A 15,864-nucleotide genomic window follows, 5' to 3' on the forward strand; every position below is an offset into this window, starting at 1 on the left:
ACAGTTAAAACTCGTTCTATTAAGCTTGAGGTGACCACATAAGGTTATGCACTTTTAGTCAACGGGTTATAAGGCCTGATTTCGATATTGAACCGGAATCAGGCCATTCAATTTATGGAAGGGTACGCTCAATACTCTCTTTTTATTATGCTAAGTGATACAATATCTTTTTTAGAATATTCACTTAAATGCATAGGAATGTTAACAATACATACTTTTCTTGAGCTACTGAAAATAATTTTTACATGATTGACGCAAAATTTTCTGTTATTACCCTATATTTCTATAAATCAATCACAAGATGGTTTACCAGTACGATGATTTAGAGCTCCATTATCAATAAGGAATTTTTGCATTTCTGGAAGATTATTCTTACATGCATAAGTTAATGCACTTTGGTCATAAGAAAACATGGTTACATCATCAGTCGTTGTGCTCCGGTTAATATCTGCTCCTTGCGATAATAAATATTTAACCGTTTCCATTCTATTATTACTCGCGGCTATCATGACTAATGTCTCACCATCACTTTCAATTTGTTGATTATTCAAATCTACTTCATTTTTCATTAGATGATGGATTTTTTTTACAATATTGACATTATTACCAAGCACCGCTGATTTTAGTACGTTATATACGTCACCTGTATCGGTTGCCCAAAGATTAGCATTCTGCGAGATAAGATAATCAACCATAGCTTCATCGCCAATAAAGGCCGCCCATCCAAGAGCCGTTTGGTCTAAGCTACCAGTGTCTTTGGCTTCTATATCTTGCCCCTCAGTAACCATCTGTTTTACTTTATCTAAATCTCCCTGCTTTACGGCATCAAACCATTCGGCATTGGCGCCCTCGCTAGGACTTTCATAGAAGACTCTCCAAGGTAAGCGTTCTTTATTCGCTAGTTCGAGCATAGTAGTATAATCTGTTTTAAAATGCCTATATTTTAAAGGATTATTATTATTAATAACTTGGGCCTGAGATACAGCCCCAAAAGTAATTAATGAAAAGGCAAATATAACTTTTTTAATATGCATATTGAAACCTTATTAATATTTAGTTATGTATTAGTATTAAAAAATAAACGATACAAAGCAATACAAATCATACTCATTGTATTTTTATGTGGTTACTCTGATTTATTTGAATATATTAATTTTTATCTTTATCTCAAGGAACGATGACATAATCCGGAGCAGCGATAGCAAATAACTCATTTTTTTCTAACTCAGGTGGATATATCCACTTGGTATTAATTTCTTGCTTTATCTTTTTTCCTTCCTGTTTAATATGATGTATTTTCCTATGCCAACCTTCGGTATAAAGAGCACCCCAAGCCCCTAAATCAAGGCAAGTTACATATTTAAGTTGACTATAAGGGTGTAATGGAAGACCTAATAGCTCAGCTGCTGCATTATACCCTGCAACACGGCCTAAACTTAGAGCATGTTGGCAAGTCATTAAATTATGATTTCCTTGATTATCTGTGGGAGCTTTGACAGTATCTCCTGCGACGAAAACATTTGAGACAGCTTGTGCGTGTAAATAATTATCCGAGATAATCCTATTACTAGCGTCACGTTCACCGCGAATCTGTTCCGTTAGAGAACTTGCTTTTACTCCTGTCGCTAATACGACAGTATTTGATTCGATGTACTCACCGTTTGACAGAGTAACTCCATCATGGCTTAGTGCTTCGACTCGTAATCCCGCGCGCAATTCAACGCCGCATTCAGTTAGAGCTTGTTGAATTACAGGTGAAATTTCGGCTCCCATTCCTGCTCCCACAGTGGATTCTGAGTCAATTATAAATACTCGGCCCTCTGTTGTTTCACCAAGAATTGCTTTTAGTCGGGCTGGCATTTCAGCAGCACTTTCTAAGCCTGTTAATCCTCCACCGACGACAACAACGGTGCTTCTAGCTAAAGTTTCCGGTTTGTTCTTTAGTGCTTGTAAATGTGTTTCAAGACGATGTGCAGTTTCTAATGAATCAACATCAAAGCCATACCTATCAAATCCAGGAACGGGAGGTACATTTAATTGGCTACCAGTTGCCAGAATAAAGCGCTCATAGACTAACGTAGTTTGGTTGCCATTAGCTAAATTAACGGTTAATAACTTTGCATCTGTATCGATATTCTGGATTTCACCTGCAATATATTCAACACCGACGGCAGCTAGCTGCTTTGAAATATCAGGGGATATATTATCCAGCTTTGCTTCATATAAACGCGGCCGTATAGTGAGATTCGGTCTTGGTGAAATTAAAATAACTTTGATGCTATTTTCTTTATTTTCTTGTGAAATTACCCGCATTGCTGAAATAGCTGCCCAGAAGCCAGCAAAACCAGATCCTGCAATAACAATTTTAGCTGTCATTATTGAATTCCTTTGGAGTTTAACTTTAAATGCTCAGTTGCAAATTTTAAATAATAAAAAACCGCACCAGTGAAGATGTTATTAAAATTAGGTACAAACGATATAATTTATGGTTATCGGATTATATGTTATGTTTTACCACGACCTCCTTTGCTCGAACGCACTGTTCTAGCTTCAATTTTTTGATCCATCCATGAGTTTACATCTCTATAAAAACTATTAGGGGCGATTTGACATAGACGCTGCGCCACATCAGCGAGGGTTTGGTTAGCTAATACATCTCTCATGGCATTTTCGGCTTGAAGAATGACTTTATGTACGGAGCAGGTACCTGAAATGGCCCATTGTGGTAGACCATTTTCTTCGAAAACAGCACAGCGGCGTCGTATTTCCTGGCACTCGAAAAGCGGTTTATAACCTTCTATAGCATCAATTATAGATAGAAATGTGATTTTTTCAGGGGGTAATGCTAATCGATATCCACCTCTAATTCCCTCATTCGAACTCACGATCCCTGCTTTTTCTAACCGAGGTAAAACTTTTGCTAGAAAACTTGGAGAGATGCCTTGTAGCTCTGCAAGTTCTCTACTGCTAAGAGAGCGTTCGGGATTATCAACAAACCAAAGTAGACAATGGATACCATATTCAACACTGACAGTAATGTGTGCCATTTATTTAAATTTCCTAAGCATCTATTTATAAACAAGGACAATACAGGTCTCCGTTTTAATTGTCAATAAACTAAGATAAGTTTAGTCCGCGTTATGGGTGTAAACAGCCACAAGTTACAGATCTATGAAGCTGTAAGCGTTTTTATTTGTTCTACGAGCACTATTAGCGCGAAGTATTTTGTAAACTTATTGTCTAATATAACCATGAAAAATACCTTAAAAAGTCAGGTCTATTAATAGGATTAGTTATGATTGCAGTAAGCGCTTGTTTGTTAGGGTATTGTGTAAGGTATGATGGGAAGCATCAATTATATACTCCTTTGAAAAAACTCTATGAGGATGGTCTGGCCATCAGTATTTGTCCTGAAGTTTTTGGCGGGTTACCAACACCGAGAGCATCTGCAGAAATAATGGGGGGAAATGGTGATGATGTACTCGCTGGGCGAGCTAGTGTGGTCGGAAGCGATAATATCGATGTCACTCAAGAATTTATTCGTGGTGCGTATATTGCTTTAGAAAAAATTCAATTAATGAATGTGAGATTAGTTGTACTCAAAAGTAATAGCCCCTCGTGCGGTAGTCAGCATATCTATAATGGTCAGTTTGATGGCACTTTAAAAGTCGGTATGGGTGTCTGTGCTGCACTATTTAAACGGCACCATATTGATATATTGGATGAGAACTCACCTGATTTAATCATGAAAATTAGGGGTTATTTCGAAAAAATGTAATGAAAATATATTTTGATAATCAACTTAAGGTAAATATAGTGAGTGAATTCTGTATTAGGGGGGTTGTGCTTTATTGTTAGCTAATTGGATGTCGTATTATGATGCCTGATTGTTGTTATTATCTGAAATTTAGCAAAAAAATAGTACTGTCTAGATAATTGTATTGCAGTTGTGTTATATCATCAGGAAATAAATTTCATGAGTTTATACGATGTTTAATATTTCTGAGTTGATCAATGATTCTCCAATCGATTCCATTCTTTTATTTGTTATCACATTTATCTTGTTAGTTATTTCTGCCTACGTTGGTAAATATATTTTTAAGCGTAAATCAGCCCACGAAGAAGCGACGGATGATGAAGCTAAAATTATTTTAGGGGCGATTTTATCTTTATTGGGTTTATTGATAGGGTTTGTTTTATCAATTTCGATTAATGGCTATAACAACCGTCAGCAAACAGAAGAAAATGAAGCTATTGCTATTGGTACGGCATATCAGAGAGCACAGTTATTGAGCACTGATGATAGAGGAAAAGCCTCTCAGCTTATTCAACAATACTTGGAAGCTCGGATTGAGTTTTTTAAGTCAGGTATCAGTGACGAAAATAACCAATGGCGGATGACTTCTTTGGAAAAGCAGAGTCAATTATGGGAAATCGCGGTAAAAGAAGCAAGTCAAACACCAAACCCTATTGTGGCTTCTGTACTCAGTGCATTTAGCGACCTTTATCTTTCTCAACAAAAAACGATGGCAAGTTGGCGACACCAAATTCCAAATGCAACTTGGTTTTTACTGATCTTTTTTGCTATCTGTTCAAATATTCTTATTGGTTACAATATACGCGGGACAAAAGGGAAAAATTGGTTGATACTCATATTGCCGTCATTAACCACGTTGGCTCTATTTATGATTGCAGAAATTGATGTTCCTGGTGAAGGTATGATCCACGTAACACCTGATGATTTAATTTTATTACAGGAATTCTTATTTAGGGATGGTGCTTGGTTAGGAAAGTAGGGGCGTTGTAAAAAAACTCCCCACTAGCAAATTTGCCATGGGGAGTTCTGTTTTAGCGGACGATAATGCCTAATAAAATTCCGATTGCGCCAAAGTCAGCGTCACTGAATGTAGTATTAGCAATACCAATATCCCCAAGAACAGGTAATAGGAATACTGGTAGGAAGGTAATAAGCAGCCCTTGAGCAAATGCACCCAAGATAGCTCCACGACGACCGCCTGTTGCATTACCAAAAACACCGGCAGCAGCACCTACGAAGAAATGCGGTACAACGCCTGGAATAATAACCGTCATATTTAATGCATACAGAACGAACATTCCCAAAACACCGGCAGCGAAACTACTTAAAAATCCGACTAATACGGCGTTTGGTGCATATGGGAATACCACTGGGCAGTCTAAAGCAGGCTTCGCATTAGGGACTAATTTGTCTGAGATACCTTTAAACGCAGGGACGATTTCTGCAATAACCATACGTACACCTTGCAGAATAATGTATACGCCTGCAGCAAATGTAATGGATTGCATTAATGAGAACATGAACCAATTCTTACCACCACTGACTTCGCGAACGAAATCACCGCCTGCGAATAAGCATGTAATGATAAAAATAATGAACATGGTGAAAGAGATAGCGACAGGTGTATCTCTTAAAAATAGTAAGCTTTTCGGGACATTCATGTCTTCTGTTGAATGTTCTTTATTACCGAATTTGCTTCCAATGAACCCAGCTAGGACATAAGAAATCGTTGAAAAATGCCCAATCGCAACATCATCTGAGCCTGTCACTTTTTTCATGTAAGGGTGGGCAATTGCTGGGAAAAATACCATACAAAAGCCAACAATCAGTGAGCCAACAGAGACTAATAGAGTTCCTTCCATTCCAGCGGTAGCTAAGATAACTGCTATCATCATGGACATGAATAACGTATGGTGCCCAGTGAGGAATATAAATTTCCATGGTGTTAAGCGAGCAATCAAGATATTGATTAGCATCGCAAAGAACATAATCATTGCCATTTCACGACCGAAGCTTTTTTGTGCAATAGAAACAATAGCTTCGTTATTTGGTACCACACCATTAATACCAAAAGCATGTTGGAAAATAGCGGAAAAATCACCTAAAGAGCTGACAACTAAGCCAGCACCAGCGCCTAAGATCACAAAACCCATTATGGTTTTAATGGTGCCTTTAATGCATTCAGTGACGGGTTTTTTCTGCGCGATCAAACCAATAAGTGCGATTAGACCAACAAGAATGGCTGGTTCAGATAAAACATCCTGCATCAGAAAACGAAAAAATGACATAGTGCCTCCGCTTACATCGCGCCGAGTTTTTGTAAAGCAATGGTGAGACGTTCTTTCATTGCAACTTTATCAATCATATTTTCGAGAGCAACGATTTCGCCACCAACTTGTTGAGCGACTAATTGTTCAGCAATATCGCTTGTACCAACAAAGATATCACTCACAGTGCCTTTTGCTGAGCCTAGATCAACATGGTCAACATCTGCATTAACTTGCAAATCTTTTAAGATATTTTTGATGCTCATTTCCATCATCAAACTAGTACCTAAACCATTTCCACAAACAACAGTAATTTTCATAATGTTTACCTTAATATTTAGCTTATTCGTATTTAGCGATGATTTTTAGAATGTCATCTACGTTTTCTGATTGCATGATGTTATCTACATCGTCTTGATTATCAAATAGTTCTGCGAGTTTCGCGATAGCACCAATATGGCTATTGCTATCAGTGGCTGCTAGTACAATTAATAATTTGATTGGGTCATTGCCATCGGAGCCAAATTCAACACCTTGTTTGATAACGGTTAACCCAAGAGATAATTGGTTTACTCCGTCTTCTGGACGTGCATGCGGCATGGCAATACCTGGGCCTAATACATAGTAAGGGCCGATTTTTTCGTGTGATTGAATTATTGCATCAATATATCTTGGCTCGATGAACTTATTATTAATTAATGGATTACAGGCGATTTTTATCGCTTCTTGCCAATTATTGGCACTGTCGACGACTTGAATGACGTTAGGGGTCAGTAATGTCGTTAGCATCGGGTTGCTCCTGGTAGAGTGAAATTATTATCTTTGTAATGGTTGAATGAATAGTAGTGTTCTATGGTAGCGCTATCTAGTTGAATCTTTCATTTTCGTGATAGCGCTATCATTTTAAAAAAATATAGCGAGCAAATATGAAATGAACACACTTCTCAGCTGATTAACAAATTCAACCTGTGGTAAGTTAACTAGGACTGGTGATATTGACTGTTTCTTTAGATTTAATAGAACCATATTGGCTATTTTTAGCGCATTTAATCTAGAACATGAGAAAAAGCAAAAAACATGCTTGATTCGAATGAAAATTGACCATCAAAGATCAATAACCTTAGGGTTAATAATCAGTTTAGGCTAAGTAAAAGTATTACATGCAAAAAATACGAAAAAGAAAAAATACAGGGCGAGTCACGTTGCAGGACGTCGCAAAATTCGCAGGCGTTGGGTCCATGACGGTATCTAGGGCTTTGCGTACACCCGAATTAGTGTCTGATAAGTTACGTGAAAAAATTAATGCTGCTGTTGAAGAACTTGGTTATATACCTAATTCCGCAGCAGGTATTTTAGCGTCAGGCCAAAGCCGTACCGTTGCTGTTTTAATTCCGTCTTTGCGTGATAATGCCAGTTCAGTTTTTCTGCAATCTTTACAAGAAGCACTGAACAAAAATAGTTATCAAGTTGTTATTGGTAGCCATGATTACCAGCAAAAAAAAGAGTCTGAGGTTTTATCGACATTATTGCAGAGTAACCCCGCAGCTTTGATTGTTTTTGGGGCGATAAACTCAGAAAGCGTTTCGAATTATTTGAAGAATTTAGATATCCCTGTAGTCAGTGTTGCGGGGGAATCTAATCATCCAGTCACGTTGAACATAAAAAGTAACGTTGGAGATGCGGTTAATTTTTTAACCAACTATATGTTACAAAAAGGGTATAAGAAGATAGGTTATATTGGTGCTCAAATGGACAGTAAAATGCAAAGTCAGCAATTAAGTGGCTGGAACCGAGCGATGCTGGCGTATAACCAAAGTGCAGATCAAAGTATTACAACTCCGTATGTCGCAACGATGGATTTTGGTCGTCAGGCAATTAGTGAGATGTTGACCCGCCAACCTGAGCTTGAAGCTGTGATTTGCAGTCATGAAATGATTGCACTTGGTGTCATTTTTGAGTGCCAAAGACGTTTAATTCAGATACCAAAAATGTTAGCAATTGCTTGTGTTGAAGGTACTTCAAATTGTGATCATATCCATCCGTCACTGACATCTGTGCGAATTGATTACAGTAAAATGGCACGAGAAACAGCGAAAAGGCTACAAAAATGGCTTGCAGATGTCGATTGTGACTTTGTTGAACGTAAAGAAGGGGTTGTTTTCCCATATAAATTTGAAGCAAGACAAAGTGCGTGAAATATAATTTATCGTATGTTGATCACGTTTTCTTGAATTTCTTGCTTATCCTTAAGTGAATAGGAGTGCGATAGCTCTCTATTTTGACGGTCAAAAAGATGTTTTTTTTTCTCTCGAAATAAGATTGTAGACTGGGTCACTATATCTTTTTTATTCTCTGTTAATGTATGAAAACTGTAAGTTAACGGGGGTTAGCTCCGCGAGAATTTTATTAAATACTTGCACTATTCTGTTGTATTAGTCATTAACAGGGGAAAACAATGAAATTACTAAAAACAGTTATTTCCACCACAATTCTAGTTTCTTGTGGTGCGATGGCAACAATGTCGGGTTCCGAAATTCTGAAAGTACAGGATGGAGGAACTCCGAATAAAGTTTACACTTCGAACAAGCCGACCATTAAAGTCGCAACGTATAACATTGGTAAAAATGAGTTGTCACTAGATGTCAGTAATCTTGATGAGCTAAATAAGGCGATTGCGAAAATAGATGCTGATGTGATTGTTTTAACTGAAATTGATAATAAAACCGCTCGTAGTAAAAAAGTTCACCAGCTAGAAGAAATAGCTAAAGCCAATAAGATGGATTTTGCTTTTGGTAAGGCATTAGATTTTGATGGTGGAGAGTACGGTGTAGGAATTTTATCAAAATATAAAATTGATAAATCTAAAGTAATTAATTTACCTTCTGGTGATGCAGAACAACGGGTTGTATTAATATCTCAAATATCAAAGCCAGGTTTTGATGCACCAATTATTGTGATGGGAACACATCTGGATTGGCAGAAAGATCCAACCATTCGCATTGGGCAAGTGCGCCATATTTTAGATGCGAGTATTGGGGATACAGATACGGGGTTTGATAATATTGCGGCCTCAATAAAAATATTAGCGGGAGATTTCAATTCAACAGCTAATGAACAGCCTATCCAAGAAATTCGTTATATGTGGAACCCAGTTGAGTTAAAAGGTATTGATTATCGTAGTTGGCCAGCGGTAAACCCAGCCATAGACATCGACCATATTTTTACATTTAAAGGCCAAGTTTGGGATGTGAAAAAAATGGAAATTCCAACGGATAGTAAAGAGTTTCAATGGTCAAGTGTTAGCGACCACCTACCTATAATTGCTGAATTAGAGCTACAAGAGCAATAAACACTTACAGAGAAATTTTCGATAAAAGGCCTCATTTGGTTTGTAGGCCTTTCCAACTGTAATGCTAAGTTAATTGCCTAGTATTTTTTTCCTTTCAATATAGCGTTTTTCAGCTATTTCTAAATAATACTCAACTGTTGAGTATATCTGCTGCCGCTGTTCTGCTAATTGTTGTGATGCATCTAATATTGCGCTCGTCTGCTGTTTAAATACAGTAAGAAAATTTTGAATGCTGTCGAAGTGACCTACGACGTTAGCATAGTAAAACTGGTATACATAAGATTCCTGAGAGTGGCTTAGATCTACGTTATTTCTGATGTTATTAGTTGCAAGTAATAGTAATTGAGTATTTGTCATGGTTAACCCTTTTTCTTTGGAAAGCAATGCTACATGAGATAAAAAAAATATTTTGTCAAATTTAGCCGGATAATTTTATGTATTGGTTAAATGCATCAATTATCCTAGGAATATTCTGTAATTTTGATCGGTCAGATATATCAAAAATTGTGTAAAAGAAGAGATATAGAGGCATTCAATGGTAAATTACAATATGCATATAGTTAAATATTCTTATGTTTCTTAAGGTGGGTTGATGGTTTTAACTATTTCTTATCATATGGTTAACGTCGTTTTAATCAATTTATTTGTTATTTTTGTCTTGTTAATTAATTAGTTAGATTGCATTGCATTTTAGCGGGTACTATAAAATTGCTAATTTAGCCTGAAATAAAGATACTCGTTAACGATATGCTAAAAATTAAGCTAAGAGATGATGCAAATTAATATGTTATTTCGTAGTGAATTGAATTTTAGGTATTTTTTGTTTTTATAATATCTAAATAAGCTAGATAAATTTTAATTGAAAATAACGGATGTATTATTAATTAATTCTAGTTTACGCTTATATTGAGTGAAAATACTCATTAAGTGGGTTAATTAACATTTAGACATGGCTATTATTGAATTGAATTGTTTTATTACATATTCTTGTTTATTTTTGTTAAGTTATGATAAACAGTTAAGGCTTATTATTGTTTCTGTTTTTGGGTAATTGAAACTATTTTAGTTAAAAAAATACAAATTGAAACAGTTAATGTTTCGAGTACTATTTATATTCTTAGTTTAATACTGGTATACTTACTCATTAGATGTGTAAAATAAAGTATAAATACGAATAGCCCATATCAATCTAATTGTACTTATTCGCTTTGTTGGTAGCAGTTATCTGGGGTAATAATTAGAAAAACAAGTTATCTAATAAGATATTCTTATATAGATAAGGTTGGTTGTTATTAAAATAATTATTATTTATTTACAATTGGCTGAAGATAACTGCTTAAGTATATTTTGGGGCGAAATTATTAGGTCATTTTGGTCAATTGGCTTGTTATTGAATAAATGAGAGCTTAGTAATATGAATATCATAAAGTTGCTCACAATTTTATTGTTAACTGGGGGCTCTTTTATCTTAGGTGTGACATTGAACTATACCCCTACACCTGATCTTGTGAAAATGGCTAAGAGTAGCGTTGAAGACTATTTATCTTATCCAGAATCTGCTTCATTTAAAAATGTGAAATATAATTTTATTCGCCAAACTGCGGATAAAGGGGATTTAGGTTATGTATGTGGCGAAGTGTTTCGAGTTAAGAATGCAAGGCTAGAAGGCTATAAAAAATTCATTGTGAAAGCTTACAGTGATAAACAAGGGAAGGTCTCCTTGTCTATTCCAATGGTCGAGGGAGATTACGATTTGGTACCAAAGGAAATGGTCGATTCGTTATGGACAAGATATTGCTTCTAAAAGTGAGCTATAGAGCAGGTTTTTCTATTAAATTAAGCTCGATAAGCAAAACGAATTCTATTAAAGAAAGCCGGTTTACGGCTTTCTTTAGTCCAAATATTACTTGAGTGTCATATCAACGTGATTAACCTTTTAATTCTCTAGCACATTGTTGCAAATGCAAGAAAGAGGCGAATCTTGTATCATGGCGGTTTTTATATGCTTCATTGGTTTGGTAGGTTAAGTCGATAGCACTAAATTGGTCCATAGCTTGCGAGACATCTTCACAGACTTTCCCTGCAACGGCACCAAGGATAGCAGAACCTAGCAATACTGGTTCACTGGCTTGTGTTGAAATCACAGGAACGCCACAAGCATCAGCAAGTAGCTGGCGGATCAACGGGTGCTGTCCTGCACCGCCACTAACAACAATATTTTCAATAGCAGCACCAGATTTTGCTTGTGCTTCAATGATTTGTCGTAATCCATAGCCAATTCCACACAGACCAGCAACATAGAAAGAAAGTAAATTTTCCATGCTGTTATCCATGGTTAATCCAGCAATGACAGCTCTGGCATGAGGGTCAGCAAAAGGTGCTCGATTCCCTAAAAATTCAGGAACCACATGTATTTTTTCAGCTAGTTCAACAGACTGTGATGGTGACGATGATTTTTCTAATACTAAATCCGCTAACATCACAGGCAAGGGTTTACCTTGCTCTTTTGCCGTAAGTTTTGCTTGTACTGAAGCGGGATGTAAGGAAAGTAACTGGTCAATTGCAGCACCAGCCGCACTTTGGCCTCCTTCATTTAGCCACATGCCCGGTACCATTGCACTGAAATACGGACCCCATACACCCGGTATAAATACGGGTTCTTTAGTCGTTGTCATCGTGCATGAAGATGTGCCAAATACGTATGCCATATTAGCGGTTGCATCACCATTTACGCCAACGGTACCAATACCGCCTGCATGAGCATCTATCATGCCTGCAGCGACAGGTGTCCCTGCTAGTAATCCCATTTGTTGGGCTGCGGTTTCCGTTAAGCCTTCACCACAAGGCGTTCCTGGTTCTACAATAAGCTGACCAATACGTGCGAAGTTTTCATCGGCAAGTTCAGATAGACCAATCTGTTGAAAGTAGCCTGCATCCCAACGTTTTTCATGGGCAAGATATGTCCACTTACAGGTAACTGTGCAAGTTGAGCGAGCTAAGGAGTTAGTTGATTTCCAAGTTAAAAAATCGGCTAAATCAAAAAATTGCCATGCGTTATCATAGGATTGACGTAAATTTTCTTTTAGCCATAAAATCTTAGGCGTTTCCATTTCGGGCGAAATCTTACCGCCAACATAGTTTAGAACAGGGTGCTTTAATTGATTAATGCGCTCAGCTTGTTCTGTTGCACGGTGATCCATCCAAACAATAATATTGCGCTCAGGGTCATTCGATGGGCTAACCGTAATAGGATGTTTATCTGAACCAATGACAACCAGTGAGCAGGTTGCATCAAAGCCAATACCTGCAACTTGTTGTGGTTTTACTGTTGATGATGCTATCGCTTGCTTGACACAATAACAAACCGCTTCCCAAATTTCGTTACTTGATTGCTCAGCGAAATTGGCGTTATCACGGAAGAGCGTAATATCGCGTTTGGCAGATGCTAACATATTGCCGGACATATCAAAGACCCCGGCGCGTGCACTGCCTGTGCCAACATCGATACCAATAACGACTTTATCGTTATCTTTTAATCGTGCATGTGAATTATTCATTTTCCCTCCAAGGTGCTAACTGCAATGAATTGCGAGGTGACAAGTTAGAGATCAACACTGTTTGGCACAATAACAAGGTCACGAATAGTGACATTGCGTGGGCGAGTTAGCATAAATAATACGGCTTCAGCGACTTCAATCGGTTGCATTAAGCTACCATTTGCCAGAGCTTCTTCCATTTTTTCTTTCGGCCAATCATCGAGTAAGGCTGTCACTACAGGGCCAGGTAATACCGCACCAACACGGACACCATGTTCAGAAACTTGGCGGCGAGTTGAATGGACGAAGGCTTGGACAGCAAATTTTGATGCAGTGTAAATCGGCTCCCAGATTACTGGAACCACACCTGCAATTGAGCTGGTGAATAATACATCACCTGATTTTTGGGCAATAAAATGAGGTAGCACTGCGCGAACACAACGGAAGGCCGCATTAATGTTTAAGTTTAAAACTTTATCCCATACATCTGGGTCACCCTCAGCAACAGGGCCGCCAATATAAGCACCGGCATTAGCATGGAAAATATCTAAGCCGCCTGCTTTTTGTAAGATGGCATCTAACATTCCATCAACTTGTTCTGGCTTCATTAAATCGACTACTAATGGAATCGCATTTTCACCTAGTTCCTCAACAAGTTGGTTTAATCGCTCTTCAGCACGGTCAATTAGAACGACTTTTGCACCCGCCTTGATCAGTGTACGCGCGCATTCAAGCCCGATACCTGAGGCAGCTCCGGTAATTGCTGCGACTTTGTTCTCAATAGAAATAGCCATAATTTACTCCAATCGGATATTTTAGCGAAATGTAAGAATGAAAAGCGTCTGAAATTAATGGAATAGCAATGAGTCACAACGATGGATAGGTGGCTACATGCGATGGATTGATAGTATTTATTTTGCAGTTTATCAACTCATACATCATCAATTCCAATTTTGCTCAATCGATGTAGCAGTATTGCGACTTTTCGACTTTGGTGTCAAGCTAGTAAAAAATGGAGATAAGAATCTGTGACAAAGATCAGACAAAATAAGAAAACAACGATCTATGACCTTGCCGAATTAGCCGGGGTTTCAGCGAGTGCAGTGAGTGCAATACTCAACGGTAATTGGCAAAAAAGGCGAATTAGCGCACAACTTGCGGAAAAAGTGATCCGCATCGCCGAAGAACAAAGTTATGCAGTTAACAAGCAAGCCAGCTTATTGCGCAGTAATAAATCCAAAATAATTGGTATGTTGGTTCCGAAGTATGACAACCGCTATTTTGGCTCGATTGTCGAGCATTTTGAAGAAATGGCGCGTGAAAGGGGGCTGTTTCCTATTATTACTTGTACGCGGCGTGACCCAAAGTTAGAAATAGAAGCTGCACGCGCAATGATTTCTTATCAGGTTGATTGGTTGATTTCAACAGGGGCAACGAACCCAGATAAAATTACTGAAATTTGCCAAGCTTCGGGGGTTTCGACCTTAAATTTAGACTTACCGGGCTCGTTGGCGCCTTCGGTTATTTCAAATAACTATCTTGGCGCAAAAAATTTAACCCAACGTATTTTAAGCAAAAATAAGTCTCAAACATCAATAAATGAAGCCTTAATTTTTATTGGTGGTCGTGAACATGACCACAATACACGTGAACGTATTCGTGGGTTTATTGATGCGCATAATGAAAAAGGTATCACGGTTCCACAAGAAAATATTTTGGCTTGTGGTTATGCCCCCGAAAAAGCTGAAAAAGCACTCTCACAGTTTTTTGAACAGAATAATGATGATCCACAGAAAATAGTGAAATGCGGTTTGTTTATTAATTCAACTATTTCATTAGAAGGGGTTATTGATTGGTTAGGTAAAAAGGGCTATATCGGTTCACAGCAACCCCACTTAGGCTGTTTTGACTGGGATCCTTTTGTTGCTCTTTTAGGTAATGACATCGAAATGGTCAAACAGGATGTGCCAACGATGTTAAATCATATTTTTAAGTTGATAGATAATGAAAATAGCAAAGCACAATTAATTGAAGTGTTACCTGTGGGGGTGGTTAAAGAGTGATATTAAGAAAGTGCCGCTTATCGTTGGTGACCAATAAGCGGCGGAAGGTCATTATTTATTCAGTGTTGTAACCAATAATTGGTGGCGTTGGTTATAGAATTTTGTATAAGTCATATATCCAGCCAGTATGGTTGAAAGGCTTGCTGTACCTAACAACATAAAAGTCACCATAATCTGGTACTTAACAGCTTGTAATGGGTCAACTCCAGCGAAAATCAACCCAGACATCATGCCCGGTAAGCTGACAATTCCCACTGTTTTGGCAGAATCTACCGTTGGGATCAATGATGCTCGGATACTGTCACGAATAATAGCAGCGGAAGCAACTTTGGGCGTTGCCCCTAAACTAAGCATTTCTTGAATTTGTTGTTGCTGGCTTGAAAACCGTTGACCAAGGTTATTAAAGCATAACCCTACCGCAATCATGGCGTTACCCGCAATCATTCCAGTAATAGGAATTACCTGCATAGGCGTAAATGCGATGGCATTGGTTAATATCAGAATTAACAATGTAAGAAATGTGCCAGAGGTAATGGCAATTAATGCAGTAACATAAATTTTATCAATATATTTGCTTCTTTTCTTAGCGTTCCACGCAGCATTGACACAAATAAACATCACCAATGCAATCGTGAGCAATTCGTGATCAACATTAAAAATATATTTTAGAATGTAGCCAGCGATCAATAGTTGAATAATCGCTCGGCAAGTACTCCAGATAATATCTTTTTCAAGGGATAGTTTTTCTTTATGGCTAATAAAAATAGCCACTAAGACTAACAGGATTGAAAAGGTTAAGGATTCATTGGAAATAGTTGGTTGATGCACAGTG

The 15,864-nt window shown here is 37.7% G+C and carries 16 protein-coding genes; 6 read left to right on the plus strand and 10 right to left on the minus strand.

Annotated features, from left to right (window positions below; all coding sequences use genetic code 11):
* Positions 1 to 290: 290 nt before the first annotated feature.
* The 3 genes from SJ312_RS02505 to SJ312_RS02515 all read right to left on the minus strand — a co-directional run bounded on the left by SJ312_RS02505 (position 291) and on the right by SJ312_RS02515 (position 3,047).
* Positions 291 to 1,034, minus strand: a complete 744-nt coding sequence (locus SJ312_RS02505; RefSeq protein WP_319866872.1) for an ankyrin repeat domain-containing protein — start codon at positions 1,032 to 1,034, stop codon at positions 291 to 293.
* Between the two features lie 133 nt (positions 1,035 to 1,167).
* The gene (locus SJ312_RS02510) at positions 1,168 to 2,376 is read right to left on the minus strand and encodes an NAD(P)/FAD-dependent oxidoreductase (protein WP_110591584.1); all 1,209 of its coding nucleotides are present in this window, start codon (positions 2,374 to 2,376) and stop codon (positions 1,168 to 1,170) included.
* A 128-nt stretch (positions 2,377 to 2,504) separates the two neighbouring features.
* A complete protein-coding gene (locus SJ312_RS02515; protein ID WP_319866873.1) occupies positions 2,505 to 3,047 on the minus strand; it encodes an Rrf2 family transcriptional regulator in 543 nt (180 codons plus the stop codon).
* A 248-nt stretch (positions 3,048 to 3,295) separates the two neighbouring features.
* On the opposite strand from SJ312_RS02515, the gene SJ312_RS02520 reads away from it, so the two are divergent.
* A complete protein-coding gene (locus tag SJ312_RS02520; RefSeq protein WP_094961232.1) occupies positions 3,296 to 3,778 on the plus strand; it encodes a DUF523 domain-containing protein in 483 nt (160 codons plus the stop codon).
* Between the two features lie 211 nt (positions 3,779 to 3,989).
* Complete coding sequence (locus SJ312_RS02525; RefSeq protein WP_004263474.1) at positions 3,990 to 4,796, plus strand: DUF4239 domain-containing protein; 807 nt, start codon at positions 3,990 to 3,992, stop codon at positions 4,794 to 4,796.
* A 52-nt stretch (positions 4,797 to 4,848) separates the two neighbouring features.
* On the opposite strand, the gene SJ312_RS02530 is transcribed toward SJ312_RS02525, so the two are convergent.
* The 3 genes from SJ312_RS02530 to SJ312_RS02540 are packed head-to-tail and all read right to left on the minus strand — an operon-like array spanning position 4,849 to position 6,873.
* Complete coding sequence (locus tag SJ312_RS02530; RefSeq protein ID WP_319866875.1) at positions 4,849 to 6,105, minus strand: PTS ascorbate transporter subunit IIC; 1,257 nt, start codon at positions 6,103 to 6,105, stop codon at positions 4,849 to 4,851.
* An 11-nt stretch (positions 6,106 to 6,116) separates the two neighbouring features.
* Positions 6,117 to 6,404, minus strand: coding sequence for a PTS sugar transporter subunit IIB (locus SJ312_RS02535; RefSeq protein ID WP_004263481.1), 288 nt, complete (start codon positions 6,402 to 6,404; stop codon positions 6,117 to 6,119).
* Positions 6,405 to 6,426: 22 nt separating this feature from the next.
* A complete protein-coding gene (locus SJ312_RS02540) occupies positions 6,427 to 6,873 on the minus strand; it encodes a PTS sugar transporter subunit IIA (protein WP_004263485.1) in 447 nt (148 codons plus the stop codon).
* Positions 6,874 to 7,244: 371 nt separating this feature from the next.
* On the opposite strand from SJ312_RS02540, the gene SJ312_RS02545 reads away from it, so the two are divergent.
* Together SJ312_RS02545 and SJ312_RS02550 are read left to right on the plus strand one after the other, a co-directional pair.
* Complete coding sequence (locus SJ312_RS02545; protein WP_004263493.1) at positions 7,245 to 8,279, plus strand: LacI family DNA-binding transcriptional regulator; 1,035 nt, start codon at positions 7,245 to 7,247, stop codon at positions 8,277 to 8,279.
* A 260-nt stretch (positions 8,280 to 8,539) separates the two neighbouring features.
* Positions 8,540 to 9,433 (plus strand): endonuclease/exonuclease/phosphatase family protein, encoded by an 894-nt coding sequence (locus SJ312_RS02550; protein ID WP_187710258.1) that lies wholly within the window; start codon positions 8,540 to 8,542, stop codon positions 9,431 to 9,433.
* A gap of 69 nt (positions 9,434 to 9,502) precedes the next feature.
* Here SJ312_RS02550 and SJ312_RS02555 read toward each other — a convergent pair whose 3' ends face one another.
* Positions 9,503 to 9,790, minus strand: coding sequence for a hypothetical protein (locus tag SJ312_RS02555; protein WP_094961235.1), 288 nt, complete (start codon positions 9,788 to 9,790; stop codon positions 9,503 to 9,505).
* 1,057 nt (positions 9,791 to 10,847) lie between these two features.
* On the opposite strand from SJ312_RS02555, the gene SJ312_RS02560 reads away from it, so the two are divergent.
* A complete protein-coding gene (locus SJ312_RS02560) occupies positions 10,848 to 11,237 on the plus strand; it encodes a hypothetical protein (protein WP_004263505.1) in 390 nt (129 codons plus the stop codon).
* A gap of 124 nt (positions 11,238 to 11,361) precedes the next feature.
* On the opposite strand, the gene SJ312_RS02565 is transcribed toward SJ312_RS02560, so the two are convergent.
* Both SJ312_RS02565 and SJ312_RS02570 read right to left on the minus strand, forming a co-directional pair.
* Positions 11,362 to 12,990, minus strand: coding sequence for an FGGY-family carbohydrate kinase (locus SJ312_RS02565; protein ID WP_004263510.1), 1,629 nt, complete (start codon positions 12,988 to 12,990; stop codon positions 11,362 to 11,364).
* A 44-nt stretch (positions 12,991 to 13,034) separates the two neighbouring features.
* On the minus strand, positions 13,035 to 13,763 hold the full coding sequence (locus tag SJ312_RS02570; protein WP_014657463.1) for an SDR family oxidoreductase: 729 nt from the start codon (positions 13,761 to 13,763) through the stop codon (positions 13,035 to 13,037).
* A 234-nt stretch (positions 13,764 to 13,997) separates the two neighbouring features.
* Between SJ312_RS02570 and SJ312_RS02575 the strand changes: the two genes are divergently transcribed.
* A complete protein-coding gene (locus SJ312_RS02575; RefSeq protein ID WP_110591585.1) occupies positions 13,998 to 15,032 on the plus strand; it encodes a substrate-binding domain-containing protein in 1,035 nt (344 codons plus the stop codon).
* Between the two features lie 51 nt (positions 15,033 to 15,083).
* Here SJ312_RS02575 and fetB read toward each other — a convergent pair whose 3' ends face one another.
* Entirely contained in the window at positions 15,084 to 15,860 is a 777-nt protein-coding gene (gene fetB, locus SJ312_RS02580) for an iron efflux ABC transporter permease subunit FetB (protein ID WP_036958648.1), read from the minus strand.
* Positions 15,861 to 15,864 lie beyond the last annotated feature (4 nt).

The sequence above is a fragment of the Providencia sp. CIM-Carb-044 genome (genome assembly GCF_033901115.1).
Taxonomy (GTDB): domain Bacteria; phylum Pseudomonadota; class Gammaproteobacteria; order Enterobacterales; family Enterobacteriaceae; genus Providencia; species Providencia hangzhouensis.